Here is a 25,015-nt window from a genome sequence, read left to right as displayed (position 1 = left end):
CTTTTTCTAAAGGAAGTTAGATTGCGCTTTTTCCTTTCTCGCCGGTTCTGATTCTAATCACTTCTTCTAATGGAGTGATAAAGATCTTTCCGTCTCCGATTTTTCCATCTCCACTTTTTGCTGCTTTTAAGATAGCATCAACAGTTGGTTTTACGAATTCATCATTTACCGCAATTTCTAAACGAACTTTTCTAAGCAAATTAACAGTGTATTCGTGTCCACGAAATACTTCTGTTTTTCCTTTTTGTTGTCCGTAACCTTGAACGTCAGAAACTGTAAGACGATAAATTTCGTTTTTAGTCAACTCTGCTTTAACTTCTTCCAACTTATGTGGTTGGATGATTGCAATTATCATTTTCATAATGTTATACTCCTATTCCCTTAACCGCGAGCTCGGATATTAAAATCAGGGTAAGCTTCTGCTCCGTGTTCCCCAAGATCCAATCCACTAAGTTCTTCTTCTTCACCCACTCGGATTCCACCAGCTAGTTTCAAGACAAACCACAATACTAAAGATATTGCAAATGTGAAACCACCAATAGCAAGGATTCCGTAAAGCTGAGTTAAAATGGAAGGAACTTCTACTCCTGCAGGTGAACCTTCGTAACCGAAGATGGCAACTGCCAATGTTCCCCAAATACCACATACTAAGTGAACAGAAGTTGCACCTACCGGGTCATCAATTTTGATTTTATCAAAGAAAAGAACAGACAATACTACGAGAGCACCGGACACAGCACCAATGATGGCAGCAGATGTTGGACTAACAATCGCACATGGAGCCGTGATCCCGACAAGACCCGCGAGAGTTCCGTTGAGAATCATACCAAGGTCAGGTTTTTTCAAAATGATCCAAGCAGTAACAGTAGAGGCAAGTGCTCCAAGAGCTGCTGAAATGTTAGTGGTTACAATTACGTGCGCCATAACACTTCCATCACCTACACCCATAGTAGAACCAGGGTTAAATCCAAACCAACCGAGCCAAAGGATAAGTGTTCCAAGGGCAGCGGATGTCATGTTGTGACCAAGAATTGGTTTAATTCTACCATCAGGTAAAAATTTTCCCTTCCTAGCACCAAGAACGATGGCACCGGCAAGAGCGGCCCAACCACCTACGGAGTGTACTACGGTAGATCCTGCAAAGTCATGGAAACCAAGACCTGCAATCCAACCACCACCCCATACCCAGTGACCTGTGAACGGATACAGAAACGCTACGAGAATAAAGGAGAAGATAAGGAAGGAATGAAATTTAATTCGTTCTGCCACAGCTCCAGACACGATAGTTGCTGCAGTTGCTGCAAAAACCAATTGAAAGAAAAATTTAGCAAGAAGAGGAACACCTGTCCAATTCATAGAAGAATACACACCTTGGTATGCATCACCGATTGCAGGTGAGTTATCAGCACCACCTAAGAAAAATAAACCTTCGGTTGCCAAAAAAGGAGATCCGTCACCAAACATCAAACCCCAACCAATTGCCCAGTAGGAGAAAGTTGCAGCTGCAAAAACGATAAAGTTTTTAGCAAGGATGTTCACGGTGTTCTTTGATTGAGCGAATCCCGATTCAACGAGAGCAAATCCGGCATTCATAAAGAATACCAACATACCAGCGACTAGCACCCATAAGGTGTCTAAACCAACGGTTAAAGTTTGGATTGCATTTGCGGTTTCTTGCGCCGGGTTCGCGACGGTTGCAGCTTCATCTGCAAAAAGGAACATCGGAACAACCAGGAGCAGGAAGGCGATTGATTTGAAATACTGTTTCATATTGCCATGTTTCCTTTCCATGTTATTTGCTTAGTAACAGTGCAAGATTGGTACCCGAATTGAATTTGAAGGAGAAAGAGATTGAAAAAAATGAATTAATGCCTAGAAACCCTCCATTTTGTTTAGATTTCTTGGTAAATGGTTCTGTCCAGGCTTAAGAAGACATTCCAAGTTTGAGACATTTTGCCAATAATAGTGCCGAATAGTACATTTTATAAGCAATCCCCTTTCCTTCTCTCTTGCTTCGGACAAAAAAATAGGAAACGAATCTTTCCTTCAACGCTCTAATAGTAGTGAACCAGGAACGAATCCGGCTTTGTAATGATAAACCTTTGTTTTCTAGCGGAAAGTACATCCTCTATTGGATGCAGGCTTACCGTCGGTTTGACTCAAATCATGCCTTTGCCTATGCAGTCTCCCTTGCTAAAGAACAAAATAAAGAACTCATTGTATATGAAGGTTTACGCAGCGACTATCCCTGGAATTCAGAAAGGATCCATAAATTTATCTTAGAAGGGATGTATGACAACCAAACAAGAGCAGATGAACTCGACATCAATTACTGGCCTTTTGTAGAATCCAAAACAAATCCCGCACGGGGAATCTTAAAGGAAATTGCCAAAGATGCAGTCGCAATTATTACCGATGACTTTCCTTGTTTTATTATCCCAAAACAAATAGAAAAACTTTCTAAAAAAATCAATTGTCCACTTATTGCGGTGGATAGTAATTCTCTCCTTCCCCTCTCCCGTTTTGAAAGGGCGGCGAGTGCTGCAAGAATTCTGAGAATTTGGATTCATAAAGAATTTTTAAAAGGGATGCCGAAGTTCACAAAACCAAAATGGAAAAAAGAAGACCTACTTGGGCTGAATGGAAACACAAAACCTCCTGTTGGATTTGGACTCCCCAAAGACTTAAACTTATTTTTACAGTCGTTTGATTTTAAAAACGACGTCCCTCCCACCAAAGGAGTGAAAGGTGGTCGTAATGAAGCATTAAAAATTCTAAAATCTTTCGTCACAAAAAAAATACAAACCTATGAAACTGGTCGCTCCGAACCAAACCGACCTGAGATCACTGCTACAAGTGGACTTTCGCCCTACCTTCACTTTGGGCATATTGGAATTGAAGAAATTTTTCACTCAGTCTTAGAGGTTACATCTAACGGAAAATGGAATCCTGAATGGATGAGCCACCAAAAACCGGGAGACCGCGAACATTTTTATTCGGAATCATCTTCCGCCAATCACTTCTTAGACGAACTCATTACCTGGCGAGACATTGGTTATCTTTTCTTCTGGAAAGACAAACCAAACAATATCAATTTAGAAAATCTTCCTGATTGGGTGAAGGCGAATTTTAAAAAACATAAATCTGATACCAGAGAATATCTTTATACATTAGAACAATTTGAATCCGCAAATACACATGATGAACTCTGGAATGCTGCCCAAACGGAACTTGTGAAAACAGGAAGGATACATAACTATATGCGAATGTTATGGGGAAAAAAAGTAATCGAATGGACAAAAACTTATGAAGAAGCATTTCAAATTTTAGAACATTTGAATCATAAATATGCATACGATGGGCGAAATCCGAATTCTTATACCGGGATTTTATGGTGTTTTGGACTTTTTGATAGGCCATGGTTTCCCGAACGAAACGTATTCGGAAATGTTCGGTTTATGTCCTCCGATTCCACAAAAAAGAAGTTTAAACTGAAATCCTATTTGGAGTATATTGGTGAACTGTGCGGGAACTCCGACTCATTGTTTCCATGACAGAACAGAACCAACCTTCTACATTTGAAGAAACAGAAACCCAATTTGATTCCGTATATTTCTATTTTGTCATTCTGTTCAATGATTCAATTCATGAATTTTCTTATGTTGAAGATTGTCTCATGAAACTTTGTTTCAAAACCAAAAAGGATGCCAAAAAAATTGCCATGGAAGCTCATACAAACGGCAAAGCAGTTTGTTTTCAAGGCAGTATGGAAGAATGTGAAACCGTTGCAGAAAATATGACAAATGCCAACTTAACGGTCATATTAGGTCTATGAAATTCATTCCCGAATCCATCATTTCCTAAACTTAGGAAACAGGCCTTGGTTTTACCTTCGTTACAAAGTACACTTTGACCGGTTCAGCTTTCCCTTTGAGTGTGAGTTCTTTGGTATCTTCGTATTCAATGTATTCACTCCCTCCAGCAGCAAGAAATGCTGCCTCAGAAACGGCAACCTTCCCTGGAATTCCATGACTTTCTAATCGTGCGGCAGTATTGACCGCATCCCCTATGACAGTGTAGTCCATTCGTTTGACAGAACCGATATTACCTACAATGGCTTCGCCAAAATTGACACCGATGCGCAAACGAAATGTGCCAGGAGGGACTCCTAATTCCTGATTGATCTCTTCCATTTTTTTCTGCATATCCACGGCGCAAGCAATGGCATGATAGGCATCCAATTCTGTTTGTTTGGGGGCACCCCAAAATGCCATAATGGCATCTCCGATAAACTTATCTAAGGTGGCGGAATAATGAAAAATCAACTCGGATAAGGATTCAAAAATTGTATTTAAACTTTGAAGAACAACACCAGGAGGATTTTTTTCAGCAAAGGTGGTAAACCCAACAATATCAGAGAACAAAGTAGCGATGTTTTTTTCTTCTCCACCTAACTTGATACTATCCGCAACAATGGTTTCCATTACGGCAGGTGAAAAATATTTTGAGAGCCTATCTTTTTCTTCTCTTTGTTTTTCAACAAGTCTCCTGGAATCGATCATATTTTTTACGATAGATAAGGCTACCGATACAGAAAAAGCGGCAAAGGCATAGTCCTTTAGATAAGTATGGCTTGGATACCATTCCCATTGCATCTCCACAAAGATATCATTGAGAATGAGAGTGGTGAAGGCAAAAAATCCGAGGGAAACCGTTCCCATAGAAGGGACTTTTCTTCCGAGAAAGATAATATAAAAAAGTGCTGCACCAAGGATGATGGTAACAAAACTCCAACTGAAGAAAAACTTAGATAAAAAAAGGAAATTCGGAGAAACCAAAACCACAAGTAGGGAAACGATTCCGGCGAGATCAATGTACCGGTTGGTGGTTTTGATCCAACCTTGTCTTACATGAGCAAATCGAACGATGAAGTTAAATAACAAATGGACAAGGCCTATCCAAGCCAGATATTCGATTTTTTTGATCCAGAACCCATCACCGATAATAGAATAGATGATTTGGCTTTGAAACAAAGTATTGAATGCCATAAATATAGAGCCTAACGCAAAGTATATGGTTGCATCATCTTCATTTCTAAACAAAAATTGCCAATATAAATAAAAACTACCAAGTAACAAAGTGAGTACGATCACAAAAATCTTTTTAAAATCGTTCCAATACTCGGCTCGTTCCGAATACTTTACAGAGGACAGGTAAAATTTATCATGACTCAACCCTGGACTCAAAGGATACTTCGCGTAAACTCGGATGGCAAGGATATTGGGTTCGTCTGTTTTTAGTTGGTCTATTGGGATTTGGTAGAACCTGATTTTATCACTGTATAGCGATTTATCTTCCAACTCAGCTCCTTCTTCCGTATCCAAATGAAGACCAGTTCCTCCAATGAATTTCCCGTTCCAATAAACGGCATCGGCTTGGCTGATTTGGCCCAACCGAACGGTTAAGTTCCTTGATTTGAATTTAGAACGGATGTCCTCTTCGGTAATTTGGATTTCTGTTCTATACCAAGCGTATCCCTTATACGTTTCTAGGTATTGTTTGAAGTCTGGAAAATATAATTCCCCATCCCCATCTTTCACTTTGTCCCAAGCGGTTTGGATTTGGAATCCCGAAATCCAACCATTTCTTACCAATTCTTCCAAGCTAGGTTGGGCATGAGCAAAACGTAGGGCTCTCGTTTGTCCGTTTTCTTCATCTAAATAGAGATCCTCTTCCTTCTCTTCCGTGACGAGGGGTGAGTCCCCTGGTTTGAAACTCCATTTATGAACGGATTGCCCAAAAGAAGTCTCAGACCTCAAGTCCAAAATTTGGTTGGTGAGGAGGACTTGGGCAGACAGGTTTGAGAGAAATCCCGTAAAAGAAAGGAAGAGGAGAAACAAAGAAAAGAGTCTTTTCGAAAAAACCATGTCGGAAATCCTATAAAAATCAGAAGGAACTGGCAAGTAGAAAACATTGGATAAAGTCATTGTGGAAAGTTTAGATTCCGATTTTTCAGGAATCATAACGGCACCTAACGGAAAAAAGGTGAATGTTTTCTTTGTTTATCCTGGTGACGAACTTCATGTGGAGTATGTCAAACGTAGGCCAAGACAAAGGTCCTTACGGATTAAGGAAACCATCCGTAACCATGATTGGAAATTGGTCAAATGTGATGTGTTTGGTGAATGCGGTGGATGTACGGGCCAACACATCGACTACAAAGAACAATTAGAACTTAAATTTTCACCCATCCTAAATACATTCCAAAAAGACTTAGGAATCTCCATCACACCCATCCCTTCTGAACAAATTTACGAGTACCGATCTAGGATGGATTTTTCTGTATTCCCTGGTCCGATCATTGGACAAAGGCAAAGGGGAAATTTTCGCAGAGTAGTTCCCATCACCAATTGTTCCATCCAATCAAGCTGGGCCAACGAGGCACTAAAAGAGGTACAATCTGTACTCAATCAAAAACCGGAAGTCATTTGGGATCGAAGATCAGATGAAGGCGGATTAAAATATCTTACCATCAGAAAAGCACAAAATACAGAAGATGGAATTTTAATTTTTACTTTTACCGATGGATATGAATCACATCCATCCATGGAAAGTTTTCGTAAACTTTGTTTGGAAACTTTATCACAAGAGTCCCTACTCTTTTGCTACAACAGACCAAAATCAGAGGTTTCTGCTTTTGGACGACCGGAAGTGTTACGAGGAAAATCTACATTTACTGAAATTGTCCTCGGACAAAGCTTTCAGATTCCCTTTGATTCCTTTTTCCAACCGAACCCCAAAGGTTTTTTACCAATCTTATCTTTTATCAAAGAACGACTACCTAAGGTTTGTGAAAATCTAATCGATATGTTTTGTGGGAACGGTTTCTTTTCTTTGTTATACGGTGATTCCTTTCAAAATGTGGATGGATACGAACTTACGGAATCGTCCATTGAAATTGCATCCAAAACCTTTTTGGAAAATTATCCGAACAAATCTTTTTCCTTCCAAATCGCTAATTTGTTTATGTCCACAGAACTTTTAAAACAAAAAGAGAATGCCACTTTGATTTTGGATCCACCGAGGGCCGGAGCTGGTAAATTGGTAAACCAATGGATTCGCGATTTTGGACCTGAGTATGTGTTCTATGTCTCTTGTAATCCTTATTCGCAAAAAGAAGATGTATCGATCTTTCTTTCAAAATATGATTTTGTGGATGGAATTCTGATTGATCCCTACCCGCACACTCCTCACACAGAATCTGTGTTATTCTTTCGCAGAAAGTCTTCATAATTCCCTTCACCAATTTTGAATTTCCACCGAAAATAGAAACGAGGGTACTATGAAGATTCAAAAATCGATTTTATTCATCTGCGTCGCTATCTTAGGGCAAATCGGTTGTGCGAGTGTGATGGTGACCAACTGGACACCGGAAGAATCCAATTTCAAATCCAAACCAGTTCGAGTATTTCTTGGCTATGCTACCGAGGAGGAAACGTTTAAGTCCTCAGGGGAAATCATTGTGCGTGATGCCAATGAGCTTACGATAAAAAAAGCTTACGATTTTTTATCCTTAAATCCGACTGCACTCAAAGCTCCCATCTCCATTCAGAGTGATTCCCAATTTTTGGAATACAAAGGTGTGAGTTATAGAGGATCCGTTCTACTAAAACCAGTGGATGGAAAAGTTTATATCATCAATTTAGTTCCTATCGAAGAATACCTTTTGAGTGTAGTTCCTTCTGAAGTCAGTGCCTCTTGGCCGAAAGAAGCACTCAAAGCCCAAGCAGTTTGTGCAAGGACTTATGTAGTGCGTGAAATGTTAAATCGCAAAAAACAAGAGTTTGATGTTGATACATCCACAAACACCCAAGTATACAAAGGAAAAAACAAAGAACATAGAAATACAACGGAAGCTGTATTTGAAACAGAGGGTCTTATCCTCATTCATAAAGGACAACCCATCCAAAGTTTTTTCCATTCCAATGCCGGTGGATATACTGAAGATCCCATCAATGTTTGGGGTAGTCCCGTAGAATACTTAAAACCGGTTCCATCCGAATATGATAAAGATGGGGATCAGTATTCTTGGGAAGAAAAATGGAAACCAGATTATGTGAATACCAACTTACAATATTTAGGTGTCGGTGAAATCCAGGATATCATTGTATCAAGTCGTTTTCCCTCGTCTCGGGTGAATGAAATGGAAATCATTGGAAGTTCTGGATCCAAAAAAATCAAAGCCACTGAATTTCGAAAAAAAATTGGCGCAACGAAACTCAAATCCACACGATTTGGAATTCGTAAAGAAGAGTCGGGAGAGTATTATGTTAAGGGGCTCGGTTCTGGCCACGGTGTAGGAATGTCCCAATGGGGAAGTTTTGCTATGGCAAAAAGCCAATTCAACCACAGGGAAATCCTACAACACTATTTTAAAGGAATCGAATTCGCAAGAATAGTTGCCAGGTAGTTGGGAGTTTTTGGTTTCCTTAGTCTGATCTTTCTAGATCCTGACTTTAGGTCCCTATCCGAATGGCAACTGTAGAAGAATACCTTTCCCAAATCAAAGACCTGACGATTGTACCGCCAGTCTTACTCTCCGTACTTTCCCTAGATGACGACAACGAACTCTCCTTTGGAGAGTTAGAAAAAAAAGTCCAATCCGACCAAGTGTTAGTGGCACGGCTTCTGAAACTTGCCAACTCTCCCTTTTTCTCAAGAGGTAACCCAGTTGCCAATATGAAACAGGTCATCACTCGTTTGGGATTCAAAACGGTTAGGAGTATGGTGGCGATGTCTATGACAGACTCACTCTTTAGCCAAGGAAATTATAAAAAATTCCGGGATGAAGTTTGGGACCATTCGGTTGCCAAAGGAATTTTTGCTCAAATTCTCTGCGAAGAAAAGAAATTCAAAAAAGAAGCAGAACTTGCCATCACTTGTGGTCTGATGCAAGACCTCGGACGAATTGTACTCAATACGATTGATAGAAAAAAATATGTGGATGTGCTTACCGAATTCCAAACATCGGATGCAACTCTAATTTCCCTCGAAAAAAAATCTTTTGGCGTGGATTCTTATGAAATAGGTAGTGCTGCCGCCAAACTTTGGAAGATGCCAAACATTATCATTACTTCCATTGATGACCTTTCCAAACCGGTAAACGAACAGTCAACTCTCGGACAAATCATTGGATTTGCTGGGGTGATCGCAAAGTTTACAGGCCACGGCAAAAAGGAGCCAGGCCTTGAGGAAAAATTTGAAGAATACAAATCAACTTTAGGCCTTGAGATCGTGGACCAAAAAACATTTCTTACCCTCAAAGATGAAAAACTGAAAGCAAACGAATTGTATCAGTTTTGCAGTACTCTTTAGAGAAAACATTCCAGCAAAAACAAACACCGATTAGATGGGTTTTACACTGAGAATTCGGTGTAACCCTTCTTTTCCTTTGATTTTCACAGGTTCCAATTCTTCATACTTATACTTATTAGCATACTCCTCTGGAAGAAAATTATACAATCCTTCTGACACATAAACTTCCATTGGTTTTGCAATCGATTCCAATCTGCTTGCCATATTTACAGTATCGCCAACGGCTGTATAAGAAAGTTTTTGGAAGGATCCTACGTTCCCTACTATGGCTTTCCCTGAGGCCAAACCAATGCCAATTTGTGGAGTAAATCCATAGATTTGTTGCCATTTAGGTTGCCAAAGTTCAAAAACTTGCACCATTTCCACGGCACAGTCCAAAGCATTTTGTCGATGGTCCTCTTGAAAAACAGGGGCACCAAACAAACACATGATGGAATCACCTATGTATTTATCGATCATTCCGCCATAACCCAAAATCACTTCTGTCATTGCGGTAAAGTATTCATTTAAAAATGAAATTACTTGTTCTGGTTTCATTTTTTCTGACAAGGTCGTATAACCACGAATATCCGAAAATAAGACAGATACTTCCTGTTCCTTTCCTTTTTGATCAAGGGAAAGTGTGTTATTCATCAAACTTTCAACAATGATGGGATCAACATACATACCGAAAACATTTTGCATTTTCTTTTTTTCGGTTTCGAGATTTAGTTTTTCTTCGTATTCTTTTTCCAATTCTTTCTTAAATTTTTTCACCATCGTATTCAAATCTTGAATCTCTGATTGGTTCATACCGTAAAGATCTTGGAATCGTTTTAGGCTGTCGTCCATTTGGATGGAGACTACTTTTTTGCGGTAAATTTCTCGGAACAAATTTCTAAACCTATGTTCCAATACATTTTTCTTTAACCTTCGTTTGCCGAAATATTCATTGATACCTAATTGGAAAGCGTGGATGGGAAGTTGTTTCCCTTCGGCTTTCGTAAACACAACCACGGGAAGTTCGGAGGGACCTGCTAAATCCATAATCGATTCTAAAATAGATTCGGGAGAATCTTCGAGTTCAGGGAATTGGATTTCTGTAATTAAAAGATCATACTGAGCTTTTTTGATTTCTTCGGCTCCGTTTTCAAAAACAGAGCGCCAAGTCAGTTCGATGTAATCTCCAAACCACTCAGAGAGTAATTGGGAGATGGTATCATACGATTTCTTTTGGGGTTCTAGGACCAGGACACGAACGATTTCTTCTTTTTCTAAATCCACGCACCTTATTTTTCATTCTCTAAAATTTTGTGAAGCTCCTCTTGAAACCGGAAGGAAAATCTTCCCATTAAAAGACGAAAACCTTGCAGAATGACATCTGGCCTTGGGGGATCTCCTGAAATATAAAGATCTGGTTCTTTGGGAATTTTGCCCATAGGATACAATCCACCACTCACCGCTTCTGTCCCGCAGGCAATGAGGGCTTTGGGTTCACTTATGACATCCCAAGCAGTTTCCAGTGGACCTGCCATCCTTTCACCAACGGGACCAGAAAAGACAATGGCATCTGCATGTTTGGGGCTGGCAACACAACGAACCCCTTCTCTTTCCGAGTCAAAAACCGAATTAAAAGAAGCATTCAGCTCCGATTCCACAGTATTGTTTCCTGCAGCGGCAACCTCTCTATAAAGAAACCCACGTTTTTTTGTCAATGCGCGAAACTTCTCCTGGTTTGGTGTTAGTGGTTGAGACAAGTCACTTACTTTTGCCATTTGCCCAGAAACGTAAGTGACTTTGAATTCCTCACGACTTAAGGCAAAGGTATAAATGAAACCCGAATCACGAAGTTTGCCATCCGAAGATTCTGTACAAAGTCCACATTGCAGGCATTTCCCATAATCAAACTGAACTTCGGAATCAGAAACTATTCGGATTGCTTTCGTCGGACAAACCGCTGCTGATTGGCTCAAGGAACCAGATCCCTCCCGCATCTTTGTTGTCGGTACGGGAATGCCGCGACTTGTCGGATGAACCGGAGAAGCAGTATCAAAATTCAATACATTCTTAGGGAAAATAAAGCTCTTTAACTCATATAAGAAATTCATAGATCAAACCCAACATAACTAAGATTAAATGATTTATTGTTCAAAGGAAAATCGCCAACTTGTTCTCCACGAACTGCCAATTCCAATGCATGCCAATTCAACACTGATGGATCACGAATATAAGAATTTTTCACGAGGCCTTCGTGATCAAAATCCAAAGATACAAGTAAAGGACCACGCCATGCTTCCACCGCAGCCGTATAAATTCCAGATTTTGGTTTCCATTCTTTCTCGATTTGAGTTCCTCTTGTTTTATCATTTTCGGACCATAAGGATTCCCAATCCAAATCTTCCAAATGTGATTCCATCCATTTTAAAGATTGTTCAATTTCCGTGTAACGAATGTACATACGAGCCCAAACATCGCCATTATAATGATGATGTTCTTCTTGTAGTGGCAAAACAGTCCAATCTGGATAATCAGGATTACCAACTCTCAAATCATCACAGACCCCGGCCATACGAGCAACCATTCCCAAAAATCCATTTTTTTGCACATCAAGTTCAGATATAAAACCACAACCCTGCATCCTTTCCTTTAAAGTGGAAACAGAAAGGGCTCGTAAGATCTGTGGACGAACTCGCTTGAAATAAACTTTTTTTAGATTAAAAAAAGCATCTTTTGCTTGTTTTGCGGTAATGCGCTGGTTCACCCGAACACGTCCTGGACGAACGGCTCCTTTCCCAAATCGATTTCCAGTCCATGTTTCCATAAGACCAAGGGCAGCCCCTCTATCCGTGACACAGACCCCATACAGTGGGTAATATCCTATATCTTCCGAAATCCCACCTAAATCCCCAATATGGACCGCAATTCGCTCCAACTCGACTAAAAAGGAGCGAAATAAAGCGATATTTTGGGAAACCTTGATCCCATACATTTCTTCATAAATTTTGCTAAAAGAGACCGCATAACCAACGCTTGTATCCCCGGAAATGGTTTCAGAAAAAGGTATAACCACAGACATTGGTTTTCCTTGGATTTTTTCGCGGATCCCTCTATGTTGAAAACCCAAACGAATCGTTAGGTGACGAATCTCTTCTCCCTCTACGATAAAACGGAAGTGACCTGGTTCAATGATCCCTGCGTGAATTGGACCCACTGCATGAGAATAAGTTCCTTCATGAAAAGGAACGTGCAAGCCGTGATATGCCAAGTCTCTGACAAGTCCAGTTTTTTGGTGTAAGGAAAGGTTTTTCCCACGATTGTCGGATAAATAATCTTCTTCCTTTTGATCTGAATAATCTTCAACACCCATATCTTGCCCAAAGGCATGACGAACAAGCCAAACCGGATATTGGGGATCTAAAAGAAAATCAATGTTACTTTTTTTAGAAACTACTTCTTCCCGAATTAGTTTTTGATCACGAATCACATACTGGTGATAAACACCATCGAAATTAGTAATGCCTGTTATCTTTTCCATATATGCTCTGCCATTAGATAAGTTAAACCGTATGTACCAACAAATACGGTGAATAAAAAACTAAACCAAAAGAATACCAACCGAGTTTGTAGTATTCCATACACCCCTGATTCAAAATTCCGATTGGGCAACCGAACCAAAGGTAGTACTTTGTTAAGTGCGATGAAAAAGAATATAGCTCCAACAATAGGAAACAAAAATAGTAAAAACATTTTTTGTTTAATAGCAATTTCAATGACTTTTAAATCCAAAACAAAAACAGGAGACAAAGGAAAAACAAACGCAACAAGAAGTGCCAACAAATACATATACAATGCTTTGTGACTCAGAGATGATTTTTCTAGGATCTGTGAAATATTCCTTTTCCCTGCATCCATTCGTAAAATTCCCATTGATAAAAAAATCAAAAGTTTTACGAGCACAGTCGTAGTTAACAAAAAGTAAAATACATCATCAGATACATCTAACCACAAAAATAAAGTTAACATACCTGTATGGAAAAGTGCAACCTTCGCTGAAATCCTACGAATGTCTTCCCTTGAAAAAAGAATTAGGGTAGAATACAGAATGGTTAAAACACCGATAAAAAGAATTCCATTGGCAGCGTTAATGATATGTGGATTGATTTCACGTTCCAACTGTATCAGGGGACGTAAGGCAAGAACTACACTGACTGGCACAAACGAAGCGATCAGGGAAGAAATTTGACTTGGACTCTCCGCATAGGTATCTCCCACCCAAAAGTGATTGGGAACAAGCCCCAACTTCCCACTATATCCGTAAACAGTCAGAAGGATTCCTGTTTCAATTAAAAGCCCACTCTGGCCAACTAACCCTTGCTTGAGGGAATCAAAATCTAAATTTTCTAATGGGGTGGAAGCAAACAAAAGGATTACAATTCCCAAAAAGGCAAGTCCAAGTGCATAAGAATTGATTAATAAAAATTTCCAACCCACATGAAAGGAACGTTCCGTGCCACTGGAAGAAATGAGCAAAGCCCCAAAAAGTGTGGAGGCTTCAATTAAAATCCACTTGAGAACAATATTATCTGTAAACCAGGAGTAAAACAAAGAACCGAAAAAACAAATCTTCAAAATACTCCATAACCAAATGCGAGTCTGTCCTTTGGTTGGCGCCATAACAGAAACCAAAAAAATAACAACAAAGGCCAATACTCCAGAAAGATAAAACAATTCTGCCATCATAATTTTCTCTCCTTTGTGTGCATATGGGGAGAGAGTTGCAAAATTCCACCTGAAACAATGACAAGGATGGCATCCAAAAAGGATCCGAACTCAAGGCCTACGGGAAGACCTTTATCTAATACCATAGTCAAAACAAAAATTCCATTTTCAAAAACACAAAACCCGGCGATGAGAGCAAGCCAGTTTCGCCTAACAACAAAACAAAGAATACCTACATACACAAGTAAAATTACATAAATGAGTCCGATTTTATGAACCGGAATAGAAAGAACAGAAACTCCTTCCGTAATCTTTACCGCAAGAACCAAACCAAGAACCATAAATAACAAAGTGGCAAGGTATCCAAAACGAGGAGCCGTACTTTCGTTCATCTTGGATTTGTTTGCTGTCCAATTCAAAACCCAAGGCGTTAAAATTCCCTTAAACAAAACTACCATCACAATTAGGGAGATGGCATGTTTCCAATCTCCTTCATGTGTTTGCAACACAGGGAAAACCAAAAGAAATCCTTGTACACTTAGGAAAAAAATAATCCGACTCAACCGGTTTTCTACCAAAACAACTACACCGGTGAGTAACAATAATAAGTATATAAAATCGTATATCATGATAACCCCTAAGACAATTTAACCAAAGTGCCTAATATTAAAATCGCAATGAATGTTAAACCCATAAACTCAGGGATCCAAGTCCACTTTCTGCGAACACTATTTGATTCCCAAAACCCAAGAATGATCGCAAGGAGTATGACCATAGGTGCAATCATGAGCTCTCTTGCAAAACTATCCAAAACTTCATTTTTAAATAACTTGGAATGTTCGAGTGCCAACTTCACAAGAAAAACAAGAAGTGTAGAAAGTTTAATGGAACTTGCCAAATCAAAGATTCCCAATTGTTTTCCAGAAGCCTCTAAAATCATTGCCTCATGAACCATTGTTAGCTCCAAGTGAGTTCTTGGGTCATCAAACGGTGGCTTGGCGAGCTCTGCAAGAATTGCAATAAAGGACAAAGAAAGAAAGAGTAAACCGATCAGGGCCCCTTGGGGGCTTACAGAAATTTCAATATGGGACTGGGCAGCAAGGATCATTAAAATAAAAGTGGGTTCGGCCATTACAGAAAGTAAAATCTCTCTTCCCGATGCCATCCCTCCAAAAGAAGAAGCCCCTTCCATCGCAAAACTTACGTATGCGAACCGGTAAAGCGCAAGGAAAAATGGGATGAGGATGAATGGAGCCCATTCAAACAAAACCACACTCCAAATCATCAATGCCGAAAACAATGCAACCCTAGGTGCCAAATGCGTAAAATCGGAAATGTTTGTGTGCGAAATTGGATTTTTTCTTAACGATTTATCCACTTCCCAAAAAAACTGAATTAATTTTGGGCCACGCCTTCCTTGAGCATAAGCACGGACTTTCCGTATAATCCCCGTTAATAGAAAAGGCATTACAACAAAAAGAACAACTAAATAAAAATAATACAATAATGAATTCATCTACAGACCTCCGAAGTCACCCAAAATGAGCAGTGAAAAAATGAAGATCAGAAACATAGAGGAAATTGCCAGGTATTTACTCACATCCTCTTCCTTTGGATGATTTGTGGCAGACATAAGCCCAATACCCAACCTGAAAACGGAAGTAATACCCCTGATGAGAAAGGAATCTACTTTCGATTCGCCAGTTTTATTTAAAAAATAGCGACCAAGTGAATTTCTTAATGGTAAAGAGAATACGGAAGTAGGTATAGAAAGTTCGTGACCACTGTAACCTCCTCCACAATCCCAGTTTTTGGTTTTTGGTTTTCCGAATCGTTTTAATTGATAATGATCATACAAACGGAAGATAAATATAGCACCAATTGTCACATAGGATACGAATGCTAAAGTCCAAAACCAATCCACTAGTTGTGGATCCACAAAAGGACTTAACATCGGCAAACGAACAAAGTATGGTACAACCAATGGAAAGATAAAAATCACTAAAGCCAAACTAAACAAAGAAATGGTGACCCATCTTCTCTTTTGCAAGCTAAACGGTTGGATATTGATATCCTTACCAGGTGTAGACAAAAACAAACTCATAAATAATTTGATGTGAGTGAATCCACCAAGGACAATTCCAAAAAAGATAAAGATCATAGAAGGCAAAAGAAAAACCGAACGACCAATGGGCATATCCAAGATGCGAGCATTCAAGTAAAAGTAAGTTGCTTCCGAAACAAATCCAAGAGTCCCCGGTAGGACCGCATAACTAAAAGTACCTGCTCCAAGCAACAAGGGAGAGATCCCAAGTAGTCTTCCAATCCCTTTTAGTTCATCACTGGAGCTTGAATTTTTGAGTCTTGCTACCATACCAATGGAGAACAATTGAAATGTTTTCGAAAAGGAATGATGAAATAAACTTAAGAAAAACAAAATTCGGAATGAATTACTGAGATTCATGAGTTCAGAATCAACAGAAAATTGAAACATACCTGCTATGATCAAACACAACCAGAGAAAGTTAATCGATTCAACGGAACTATAAGCCAATGATATTTTTGGATCTTTGTGAAAAAAACTGGTGATGCCACCGAAAAAAATTCCGAGTGCTGCTAACGGAAACAAAACTTGGTATATGATTGGATCCAATTGGTTGGGAAGGACATATCTGTAAAAAAGTAATAGTGGGAATACTTCCAACACACCAGCAAAGGCTCCCAATGCATGTGATGGCCCTCCTTCATTTACTTTCGGGATCCACAAATGGAACCCGGAAAATCCAGACTTAATTAACAGGCCGATGAGCAGTAAAATGATACCCACATTGTCACCATCAGGTAACATCACCCAGGCGGACAAAAATAATGCAGAAATCCCAGATGCCAAAAGTAAGGAACCTAAACTTTCAATTTGTTTTTTCCCAAACTCAGTTCCAGAATAAATCAGAATGGTAGAAAATGACGTAACTTCCAAAGCTATTGGGAGGATAAGCGACTTACCCGCCAAATAACAAACACCGAGCGCTGACCAAAAGATGATATAACCGATTGTGACTTTGTTTTTTTCCTTTGGCTCATAAGACTGAACCAACATAAACGATGAAAAACCGATATATGCCTGAATGACAAGACCAACCAAAATGGGAAAGTCCACAGACAAAACATCATAATTAGAAAATAAGAATATAGCAAGCGGCGAAAGCGCAGATATACCCACTAATATCGATCTGAAGATTGAAATTCTTTCATCCTCTAACATAACTACCTCAAAAAATAAATTTTAAAGAAATAAGTGTGTTATGTAAGGTTGGGCGATCCCCGACGATCCGGGAATTTAATAGAGATTATATTAGGAGCAAGGGAGGCAGAGATGAGAAAAGAATAAGATTGAAAGACAGAGATATATACAGGAAGAGAAGGAATGTATAAAAAATTCTCTTCTTCCCCCGGAGGTTCTTCGAAATTTTTCTCACAAGTAAAAATTTCTCCAGACTCGGTAAACTCCGCAACCGACGACCACGATTGTGACTTGCCGATGACTAAAACTGACAGAAGTAGGATGAAAAATATACGTGCTATCAATCAGTTTTACCTTAATCTTGATATTCTCGACTGTCTTATATATGGGAAGTTATTTTTCGTGAGCAATGAAAAAAAAGAATCAGTCTCAAAATCTGTCATCCAAATCCAACATCTAAATAAAACCTTTTACCAAGGTGAGGCCGCTTTCCCAGTATTGAATGACATTTCATTTGAAATCGCTGAGAAAAAACTCGTTACCTTGATGGGACCATCAGGGAGCGGAAAGTCAACGTTACTCAACATTCTTTCAGCCATTGAATCAGCAGATTCAGGACAAATTAATGTATTTGGAAACAACCTGTCCGGTGCTAGTGAAAAAGAGCTTACACTTTATAGACGAAAAACAATTGGCATCGTTTTTCAGTTTTTTCATTTGTTTCCTTATCTTTCTGCGATGGATAATGTTTCTTTACCCTTATTTCTTTCAGGTACATCAAAATCAGTTGCTGAATCCAAAGCAAAGGAAGCACTCTCTCTCGTTGGCTTAAGTCACAGAATAGATTTTACTCCCAAAGAAATGTCCGGAGGCGAAAAACAAAGAGTTTCGATTGCAAGGGCCATCATCCACCAACCAAAACTAATCCTTGCGGATGAACCAACGGGAAACCTAGACTCAAGGGCCTCAGAAATGGTCATGCAATTATTCAATCGATGTGTCCATGATTTGGACATATCTGTTTTTCTTGTTACCCACAATGAACAAATCGGTGAATCAGGAGATGTTAACTTGCGAATGTTAGACGGAAAAATTCTGAACAAATGAAATTTATTTATTATTCCTTTATATTCGGATATTTTAAAGATAATCTTACTAAAACACTATTATCCATCATCGGAATTAGCTTAGGAATTGCCTTATTTGTAAGCACCCAAATCAATGCTTGGCGGGCCGAACAAAGTGTTCTCGATCAAATGGTTGGATACTCGTCAGAAAAATTTATAGGAAGGTATATAGCAAACAACCAAAATCACGGAGCCAATGAAAACTTTCTAAAGGAAGTAGAGACAAATGTTTATGAGAATTTACGTATAGAACCGGAATTACAAGTAAAAGGAAGCTTCACCGTAACAAAAGATCAAATACAGAGTATCCCCATCATAGGAAAAGATATTTTAATTTCCTCTTCCCTAAGCCACTCAAAACAAAAGCAATCAACAATACCTAAATACTTCATTAGCCAAGCCCTTGCCAATAAACTAACTAACCAGGAAAATAAGTTAAATCTATCTATCTGCGATAAAGAAATACCCTTACTGAAGGACAACTATGAAATTCTACCCATAGAAGGTATCTTTTTAGTAATGGATATCACAAGACTTCAAACCTTATGTAACCAGGAGGACCGAATCACTTCCATATGGTTGGTCCAAGAGGAGAATCACACTCCTATTTCAAGAATACCAGAGCTTAATTCTGAAGACTGGACTTATGAATCAAAGGATCAAATTTTAGAGCGGGCAGGGATCGCCCTAGGTTCTTTAAAAATAAACCTAACTATTGTTTCTCTAGTTTCTGTTTTAATTTCTTTTTTTATGGTTTCCAATATGTTCACTGGACTCTATTTATCCAGAAAACGTGAATTCGGAATTTTATTATCCATCGGATCCAGTAAAACTAATAATTTTATATTATTTTTAACCCAAGCTATCGTCATCGGAGCATTGGGTGGCATTCTAGGAATCCTTTTTGGAATTTTTATTGCGAACACCAACTTCTTAACAACCGTTAACACGATTACAGACACAAATCAAATCAATTCTTATCGCAGAATCCCTTCTTTCATCCTTCTTTTCGGATTTTTTATTTCGGTGATTGGATCTATACTCGCCTCTGCTTATAATGCATATAAAACTTTCCAGATCCTTCCTATTGAATTGATTCGCGAACGAGATGAACAAAAACCCAATTTTTTTCTTGGACTTTCTCATCGAAAAACCTTAGGTATTTCCATTCTCTTTGTTCTTCTTGGAATGTCCATTGGACTAGTTAGCTTTGCAAAACAAGTGGTTCCGGGAATGATGGGTGTTGGGTTTGTGATATTTGGATTTGTGTTATTAAACTTTTTGTGTTTACCTTACTTAATTCACCATTTAGACAAAATCCTCTCAAAATTCAAATTCCTACCGAGTATCAAAATTGGACTAAAAGAAATAGAAGCCGAACCTTGGAAACATGGACTTACTGCATCAACTATCATGTTATCAACCTCTCTTGTTCTCACCCTCACAAGTTTAACTGATAGTTATGAACAATCATTAGTTCGGTGGGTGGGTGAAGAAAACAAATCTGACTATTCCCTGATTAACGAAAAAAAATTGAACTCAGGTGAACCTGGAGTTCCCGTAAAAGTTTTTGAGGTTATGACAGAGGATCCGAACTTTTCTTCTATAGAACCTTTTTATGTTGATTCCAAATTTATTGTAAACGGAAAATATTACACCTTACATGTATTAAACTTCCCCAATATCTATAATAAAAATGATTTAATTGTCTCCAAAAACCTATGTTTTTTAGATCAGATTTGTAAGGGTGATACGATCATCGTAAATACAGAATTGAATTCTCGAGTTCCGATGAAAGTCCAAGATGAAAAAGACCATTTTTTTTCAGAACGGGGAACCATCATGATGGATTACTCCTACTTTCATAAAAATTTCAGAGTTAAATTCCTAAACTCAATTCGAATTACAAAAAGCCCTAAACTTTCAAAAAAAGAAACGACAGCCTTGCTTCAAACCATTGCCAACGAATTTGATTTAAAATTTATAGACCAAGTGGAATTAAAAAACCTATATTTAGAAGGAATGAACAAAGTATTTTCTATTTTAGATACTTTAAAGATTTCAGCGCTAATCATTTCGATTCTCGCACTTACAACCTCCCTAGTCTACTTTGTAAGGGAAAAATCACAACTGTTAGCTGGATTAAAAGCAATCGGTATGGATTCATACCAACTTTTTCAAATGATTTATTACCAAGCATTGTTTCTTGTTTCTTTTGGTATTTTTTCTGGGATCCTGAACAGCCTAATACTATCACCAATAGTTATTTTTGGAATCAATCGAAATGCCTTCGGGTGGATACTGGATTTCCAATACCCACACTCATTTGTAGTAAAACTACCGATAATGATCCCCTTGGTCACATTGGCCATTTGTCTAGTACCTTTCTATTTTCTAAAACAGATGACAATTTCGAAAGAATTGAAATATGAATAATTCTTTACCGAAAAAGCACTACCGATAACTTCTATTCATGGCTGGCAGTATCAAGGTTTGTTTGGAACTTGCAGAGATGATTCGAAAAGAGAACCTCGAATCTAGAGAAAAAATTCCGACTTCTGATACACATTTACGAGTATGGTCCTCACAATTATCTAGAACAGAAGAAGATCTGCGAAAGTTACTTACAGCTCTTAGAGATAGTCATTATATTTTTATTGTATCAGTAGTGGCTCCAGATACAAATTTATTTGTTTATGGAGAGGATGCTTATGTTTTTGCAGAACCGTTCATTTTGAACGAACTCAAAAAACACTCAGAAGACACACTCGAAAAACTCTACGAAGCAAGTAATTACAAAAGAAAATCTGCATTTCAAATCACAAGAGAACTTTTCCCAAAAATTAAAGAGTTCAACAATACTCCTCTTGGCCGTTCAATCAATGTTTCGGTGATGCTAGAAGAATTTCAGAGAATGTTAACAGCCCAAAGTTATGAATATACTGACCAATGGCGAAGGAACAGACTCCAGGAAATTTTCAAAGACGAAGTTAATGCGGCTGAAGAATTAGCAAATGCAGCTTCCGTTCGCGAATTAGACCCAACGAAACGAGCCGTAGACCAACTAAAAGAACAAGGCCCAAAAGAAAAAATTGATCAAAACTGGGTCAAGGCGAAAGAAAATTTTTCTACAGAGTTCTTGTTACGTGTTCACTTTAGAAAATACGAATTTGATGTTGTAAAAAAATTGATACAATCCGGTAAACTAAAAGACGAAAAAGATATTAAGTATGTTCGTGATACTCTCCAATTAATGGAGAACAGAATGGAACAAGATAATTTGTTAAAAAGATATTCAACAGAAATGATAGAATTAAGAAGATATGCCCAAGCTAAACTAAACATGCTCAGGCAAAGTGTGGGATCAAAACAAGAAAACTAAGTTTAGTTTTTAAGCCAACCTGATTTATCCAACTGGATATAAACCTGAAAGAAAAACACGACTAAACTGATAAAAATCATTCTTCTTTTCAACGAAAACTGGCTTATGGTATGATTTTGTTTTTCGGGTAAATACAAAAGATAAATGATCAAATTTACGTTAAAAAACAGACCCAAAAATTCATTGGAAAGAATTGGAAACTTTTCCCGAATCGCCGGCGTATAAGTAGCAATCAAAATCAAAATACTTGGCAAAAAATAGACGGGAGTTTTGATATTCCACATCCTATCTTCCGTGAGGTCAGTGATTCGTTTAAGCCCTGTTTCTTTTTCGAGAAATGCCACGAGCTCTTCCTGATTTCCAATATTCACTATCGGGTGAATTTTTTCTTTTGTTTCCAAGACAATACGATCATACCCACGAAACTTATCTGTTGTGATCTGCTCTAGGTCTTTAATTCGGATTGTGGCACAATTTCCATTTGAATCGAATTGTTTGATGGATCCGCCATCAATTTCAATTTTTCCCGAAGAAAGAATTTCGATTTGTTTTAAAAAATTTTTCCTTAAAAACCAAAAGAATAATGCCAATAAAGGAAGAAAGATTGTGAAAAATTGTATCCTACCTGCAGGAGGCACCTGTAGGCTGTTATACGCAACAAAAACAACAAACAGGGAGATTACTGCCCAGGTTCTTTTTAATAACTTATTTCTAAATAAACTTACATCATACAGAAATGTTTTTTGTATACTCATTAAAAAAACTCACTTTTACGAAAGATCGATTCCATTTGAATGCCGGACTTTTCTAAGTTTTCTGCTCCACCCTCTTCTCGATTCAAAATACAGATCCCCTTTGTAACAGAAATACCAGCTTCTCTCAAAACTTGGACTGCTTTTAAAGTCGAGCCACCTGTAGTAATTACATCATCGACAACCAAACAAGACTTGATTTCCTTCCAAAAACCCTCAATTTGTTGCCCCGTTCCATGACCTTTGGCTTCTTTTCTCACAACGAGTGGGTAAATGAGTTTTCCTTTTCTCTGATAGGACAAGGCGATGGAATAAGCAAGTGGGTCTGCTCCCAGAGTCAGTCCGCCGACTGCCTGAAATTCAATTCCCAGTCTCGGAATGATCTCTTCCACAAAACATTCAGCGAGAACAGCAAGCCTCTCAGGATGGAGGGTGATTTCCTTACAATTGAAATAGTGGTGTGATTCCAGCCCACTAGCCAACCGGAAGGGAGCTTCTGAGTAGCGATAGACGTAAGATTTCATCCAAAGGAAAAGTTGGTCACGGAAAGATTGGGACATAGTCCAATTATTCGTCCAATTCTCGTCCGGAAAGTATATTTTTCTCTCGTTAGATTAATTGAGTCGCTCGCAAGGTTTCCCATGGAAGGACAACTGGCGGAACGGAGACAGCGTGATTCGTGAAGTACCTCCTTGGATCACTAGAATTTGTTTCAGGAATCCAAGGAAATTCTAAATCAATGTAAAGAATTAATTCGTGCGAGTTTTATCAGATAAAGTGCCAAGGAAAGTCACAATTTTCTTTGTTTCTTCCTCAGACAAATTCATACCCAATTGGTGATAAGCCATCTTTTGAACTGCCTCATCCAAAGTTTTGACTTGTCCATCGTGAAAGTATGGCCCGGTCAAAGCAATGTTTCTAAGCGCAGGAACCTTAAAGAAAAACTTATCTTCAGACTTTTTAGTTACATTATATAAACCTAAATCTGCAGTTTTATATTCATTTACCTGACCAATCTTTCTGTAAGAATTCCCACCAAGTAAATTTCCTGAATGACAAGAGGTACATCCTGCAGCAAGGAAACTTTTGAAACCTTCTTGTTCTTCTTTTGAAATCGCTTTGTGGTCCCCATTGATAAAATCATCAAATCTTGAAGATGTGATAAGAGTTCTTTCAAATGCAGCAATGGCTCCCGCCAAATTCTCATAAGTGACCGCTACTTTTTCATTTGGGTATGCTTTTGCAAATAAAGCTGGATAATCCGCGTCTTCATTGATTCTTTTTAATACTTCCTTTTCAGAAGGCATGGCCATTTCCACTGGATTGAGAATCGGACCTTTTGCTTGTGCTTTCAAATCTGCGGCACGACCGTCCCAAAATTGAACAAAATGAAATCCTGCGTTGAGAACTGTAGGAGAATTCCTATCTCCATTTTTACCGAAAGCACCTGGTGAAGTTGAAAGGTTGTCCACTCCGGCGCCTTTTCCTTCCACATTGTGGCAGGAGTTACAAGATTGAGTTTCATTAAGGGAAAGTTTTTTCTCAAAGTAGAGTTTTTTCCCAAGGGAAATAAGTGCCTCTGTATCATTTTCGGAACCAGGCATTTTTGCAGGTATGGCACCAATGATTTGTTTGGCTTTTACTTGCAAATCCTTGGTTTCGGGAGAAGGCCCACAATTTGCGAGCGATACGAGTAGAAAGGAAAGTAGAAAAGGTGTAAATATTTGTTTGAGCATATATTTGGAATAGTCCTAAAATTTACTCGGAATCGGCAAGTTAGAAATAATATAAATCCAGTCTAAACTTAGAATCATTTCAATTGTATCAGTTCGATACAATTTGTACGGTCCTAATTCATTTCCAACTCCTCTTTGGGCTTCAGAATCAGCAATTTAGGGCAAATGGATGTCTTCCGCATTTTATGGCAGTGACAAAGAGGAAAAACCAGTCCCCTTTCGCTCTTGGCACGATTTATGCTTATAGTTCCTGTAGACCTTTAGGAGTTGTATATGTTGAATACAAGAAGAACCGATCGAATTGAATCTTTGGATTGGGATGATTTGGTCTTAAAACTTTTTTCAATCAATGACAAACCAGAATTCCTTCTTGCGAAGATTGGAAATATTTCAGAGCTCGGAGTTAGCGGAAGTTTGGACAAGGATATCTTGCTGAAAGACCGAGATCTGATTACAGGGATCATTGAAAGTGACTTAACGAGATCACGAATTTCCTTTAAGGGAAAAATTGCTTGGATGAAAGAAACGGAACAAGGCATCCTATTCGGGATTAAATTTTCAGAAGAGCTGATCCTTCCCAATTTTATCATTGCTAGGTCGATGGCGGAATCCGCAGCTTAAAAAGCAAAAAAATCAGGATTCAAGGCTAGATTCTCACCAGAATCTCTCGATTTGCTTCCGATTTGATCCGATATTATTGGGGA

22 protein-coding genes are annotated in these 25,015 nt (G+C 38.6%); 9 read left to right on the top strand and 13 right to left on the bottom strand.

Annotation, left to right across the window (positions count from 1 at the left end):
* Positions 1–16: 16 nt before the first annotated feature.
* Both JWG40_RS02880 and JWG40_RS02875 read right to left on the bottom strand, forming a co-directional pair.
* Entirely contained in the window at positions 17–361 is a 345-nt protein-coding gene (locus tag JWG40_RS02880) for a P-II family nitrogen regulator (protein WP_015678663.1), read from the bottom strand.
* Between the two features lie 20 nt (positions 362–381).
* Complete coding sequence (locus JWG40_RS02875; protein WP_205284367.1) at positions 382–1,770, bottom strand: ammonium transporter; 1,389 nt, start codon at positions 1,768–1,770, stop codon at positions 382–384.
* Positions 1,771–2,063: 293 nt separating this feature from the next.
* Here JWG40_RS02875 and JWG40_RS02870 point away from each other — a divergent pair, with 293 nt between their 5' ends.
* Positions 2,064–3,554 (top strand): deoxyribodipyrimidine photolyase, encoded by a 1,491-nt coding sequence (locus tag JWG40_RS02870; protein ID WP_205284366.1) that lies wholly within the window; start codon positions 2,064–2,066, stop codon positions 3,552–3,554.
* Positions 3,551–3,835, top strand: a complete 285-nt coding sequence (locus tag JWG40_RS02865) for an ATP-dependent Clp protease adaptor ClpS (RefSeq protein WP_205284495.1) — start codon at positions 3,551–3,553, stop codon at positions 3,833–3,835. The genes JWG40_RS02870 and JWG40_RS02865 overlap by 4 nt, the downstream gene beginning before the upstream one ends.
* A gap of 31 nt (positions 3,836–3,866) precedes the next feature.
* Here JWG40_RS02865 and JWG40_RS02860 read toward each other — a convergent pair whose 3' ends face one another.
* Positions 3,867–5,927 carry an adenylate/guanylate cyclase domain-containing protein gene (locus tag JWG40_RS02860; RefSeq protein WP_205284494.1) on the bottom strand — a complete coding sequence of 687 codons (2,061 nt, stop codon included), beginning with the start codon at positions 5,925–5,927 and terminating at the stop codon, positions 3,867–3,869.
* Between the two features lie 46 nt (positions 5,928–5,973).
* On the opposite strand from JWG40_RS02860, the gene JWG40_RS02855 reads away from it, so the two are divergent.
* The 3 genes from JWG40_RS02855 (at position 5,974) to JWG40_RS02845 (ending at position 9,375) form a co-directional block, all read left to right on the top strand.
* Positions 5,974–7,293: a class I SAM-dependent RNA methyltransferase gene (locus tag JWG40_RS02855; protein WP_205284365.1), complete on the top strand. Its 1,320-nt coding sequence runs from the start codon at positions 5,974–5,976 to the stop codon at positions 7,291–7,293.
* Positions 7,294–7,342: 49 nt separating this feature from the next.
* Positions 7,343–8,470, top strand: a complete 1,128-nt coding sequence (locus JWG40_RS02850; protein ID WP_205284364.1) for a SpoIID/LytB domain-containing protein — start codon at positions 7,343–7,345, stop codon at positions 8,468–8,470.
* Between the two features lie 62 nt (positions 8,471–8,532).
* On the top strand, positions 8,533–9,375 hold the full coding sequence (locus tag JWG40_RS02845; protein ID WP_205284363.1) for an HDOD domain-containing protein: 843 nt from the start codon (positions 8,533–8,535) through the stop codon (positions 9,373–9,375).
* 30 nt (positions 9,376–9,405) lie between these two features.
* Here the strand turns inward: JWG40_RS02845 and JWG40_RS02840 are convergent, their stop codons facing one another.
* Genes JWG40_RS02840 through JWG40_RS02810 form a run of 7 tightly spaced genes read right to left on the bottom strand, consistent with a single transcriptional unit; the run spans position 9,406 to position 17,335 of the window.
* A complete protein-coding gene (locus JWG40_RS02840) occupies positions 9,406–10,638 on the bottom strand; it encodes an adenylate/guanylate cyclase domain-containing protein (protein WP_205284362.1) in 1,233 nt (410 codons plus the stop codon).
* A gap of 5 nt (positions 10,639–10,643) precedes the next feature.
* Positions 10,644–11,462, bottom strand: a complete 819-nt coding sequence (locus tag JWG40_RS02835) for an NADH-quinone oxidoreductase subunit B family protein (RefSeq protein WP_205284361.1) — start codon at positions 11,460–11,462, stop codon at positions 10,644–10,646.
* Complete coding sequence (locus tag JWG40_RS02830; RefSeq protein ID WP_205284360.1) at positions 11,459–12,889, bottom strand: hydrogenase large subunit; 1,431 nt, start codon at positions 12,887–12,889, stop codon at positions 11,459–11,461. Before JWG40_RS02830 ends, JWG40_RS02835 begins: the two co-directional genes overlap by 4 nt.
* Complete coding sequence (locus JWG40_RS02825) at positions 12,877–14,094, bottom strand: proton-conducting transporter transmembrane domain-containing protein (protein WP_205284359.1); 1,218 nt, start codon at positions 14,092–14,094, stop codon at positions 12,877–12,879. Before JWG40_RS02825 ends, JWG40_RS02830 begins: the two co-directional genes overlap by 13 nt.
* Positions 14,091–14,702 carry a formate hydrogenase gene (locus JWG40_RS02820; protein WP_205284358.1) on the bottom strand — a complete coding sequence of 204 codons (612 nt, stop codon included), beginning with the start codon at positions 14,700–14,702 and terminating at the stop codon, positions 14,091–14,093. The genes JWG40_RS02825 and JWG40_RS02820 overlap by 4 nt, the downstream gene beginning before the upstream one ends.
* 8 nt (positions 14,703–14,710) lie before the next feature.
* Positions 14,711–15,589, bottom strand: a complete 879-nt coding sequence (locus JWG40_RS02815) for an NADH-quinone oxidoreductase subunit H (RefSeq protein ID WP_205284357.1) — start codon at positions 15,587–15,589, stop codon at positions 14,711–14,713.
* On the bottom strand, positions 15,590–17,335 hold the full coding sequence (locus JWG40_RS02810) for a proton-conducting transporter transmembrane domain-containing protein (RefSeq protein ID WP_205284356.1): 1,746 nt from the start codon (positions 17,333–17,335) through the stop codon (positions 15,590–15,592).
* Between the two features lie 381 nt (positions 17,336–17,716).
* Between JWG40_RS02810 and JWG40_RS02805 the strand changes: the two genes are divergently transcribed.
* The 3 genes from JWG40_RS02805 to JWG40_RS02795 are packed head-to-tail and all read left to right on the top strand — an operon-like array spanning position 17,717 to position 21,823.
* On the top strand, positions 17,717–18,421 hold the full coding sequence (locus JWG40_RS02805; protein ID WP_205284355.1) for an ABC transporter ATP-binding protein: 705 nt from the start codon (positions 17,717–17,719) through the stop codon (positions 18,419–18,421).
* Positions 18,418–20,877, top strand: coding sequence for an ABC transporter permease (locus JWG40_RS02800; protein WP_205284354.1), 2,460 nt, complete (start codon positions 18,418–18,420; stop codon positions 20,875–20,877). The genes JWG40_RS02805 and JWG40_RS02800 overlap by 4 nt, the downstream gene beginning before the upstream one ends.
* A gap of 37 nt (positions 20,878–20,914) precedes the next feature.
* Positions 20,915–21,823: a hypothetical protein gene (locus tag JWG40_RS02795; RefSeq protein ID WP_205284353.1), complete on the top strand. Its 909-nt coding sequence runs from the start codon at positions 20,915–20,917 to the stop codon at positions 21,821–21,823.
* Between the two features lie 2 nt (positions 21,824–21,825).
* Here JWG40_RS02795 and JWG40_RS02790 read toward each other — a convergent pair whose 3' ends face one another.
* The 3 genes from JWG40_RS02790 to JWG40_RS02780 all read right to left on the bottom strand — a co-directional run bounded on the left by JWG40_RS02790 (position 21,826) and on the right by JWG40_RS02780 (position 24,311).
* Positions 21,826–22,578, bottom strand: a complete 753-nt coding sequence (locus JWG40_RS02790) for a hypothetical protein (RefSeq protein WP_205284352.1) — start codon at positions 22,576–22,578, stop codon at positions 21,826–21,828.
* Entirely contained in the window at positions 22,578–23,135 is a 558-nt protein-coding gene (gene pyrE, locus JWG40_RS02785; RefSeq protein WP_205284351.1) for an orotate phosphoribosyltransferase, read from the bottom strand. The genes JWG40_RS02790 and pyrE overlap by 1 nt, the downstream gene beginning before the upstream one ends.
* Positions 23,136–23,324: 189 nt before the next feature.
* Positions 23,325–24,311 (bottom strand): cytochrome-c peroxidase, encoded by a 987-nt coding sequence (locus tag JWG40_RS02780; protein ID WP_205284350.1) that lies wholly within the window; start codon positions 24,309–24,311, stop codon positions 23,325–23,327.
* 273 nt (positions 24,312–24,584) lie between these two features.
* Here JWG40_RS02780 and JWG40_RS02775 point away from each other — a divergent pair, with 273 nt between their 5' ends.
* Positions 24,585–24,932: an LEPBI_I2431 family sigma-54 regulated protein gene (locus JWG40_RS02775; RefSeq protein ID WP_205284349.1), complete on the top strand. Its 348-nt coding sequence runs from the start codon at positions 24,585–24,587 to the stop codon at positions 24,930–24,932.
* Positions 24,933–25,015: the final 83 nt, after the last annotated feature.

It is taken from the genome of Leptospira abararensis (assembly GCF_016918735.1).
GTDB lineage: Bacteria > Spirochaetota > Leptospiria > Leptospirales > Leptospiraceae > Leptospira_A > Leptospira_A abararensis.
This window is presented reverse-complemented; position numbering and strand designations above follow the sequence as displayed.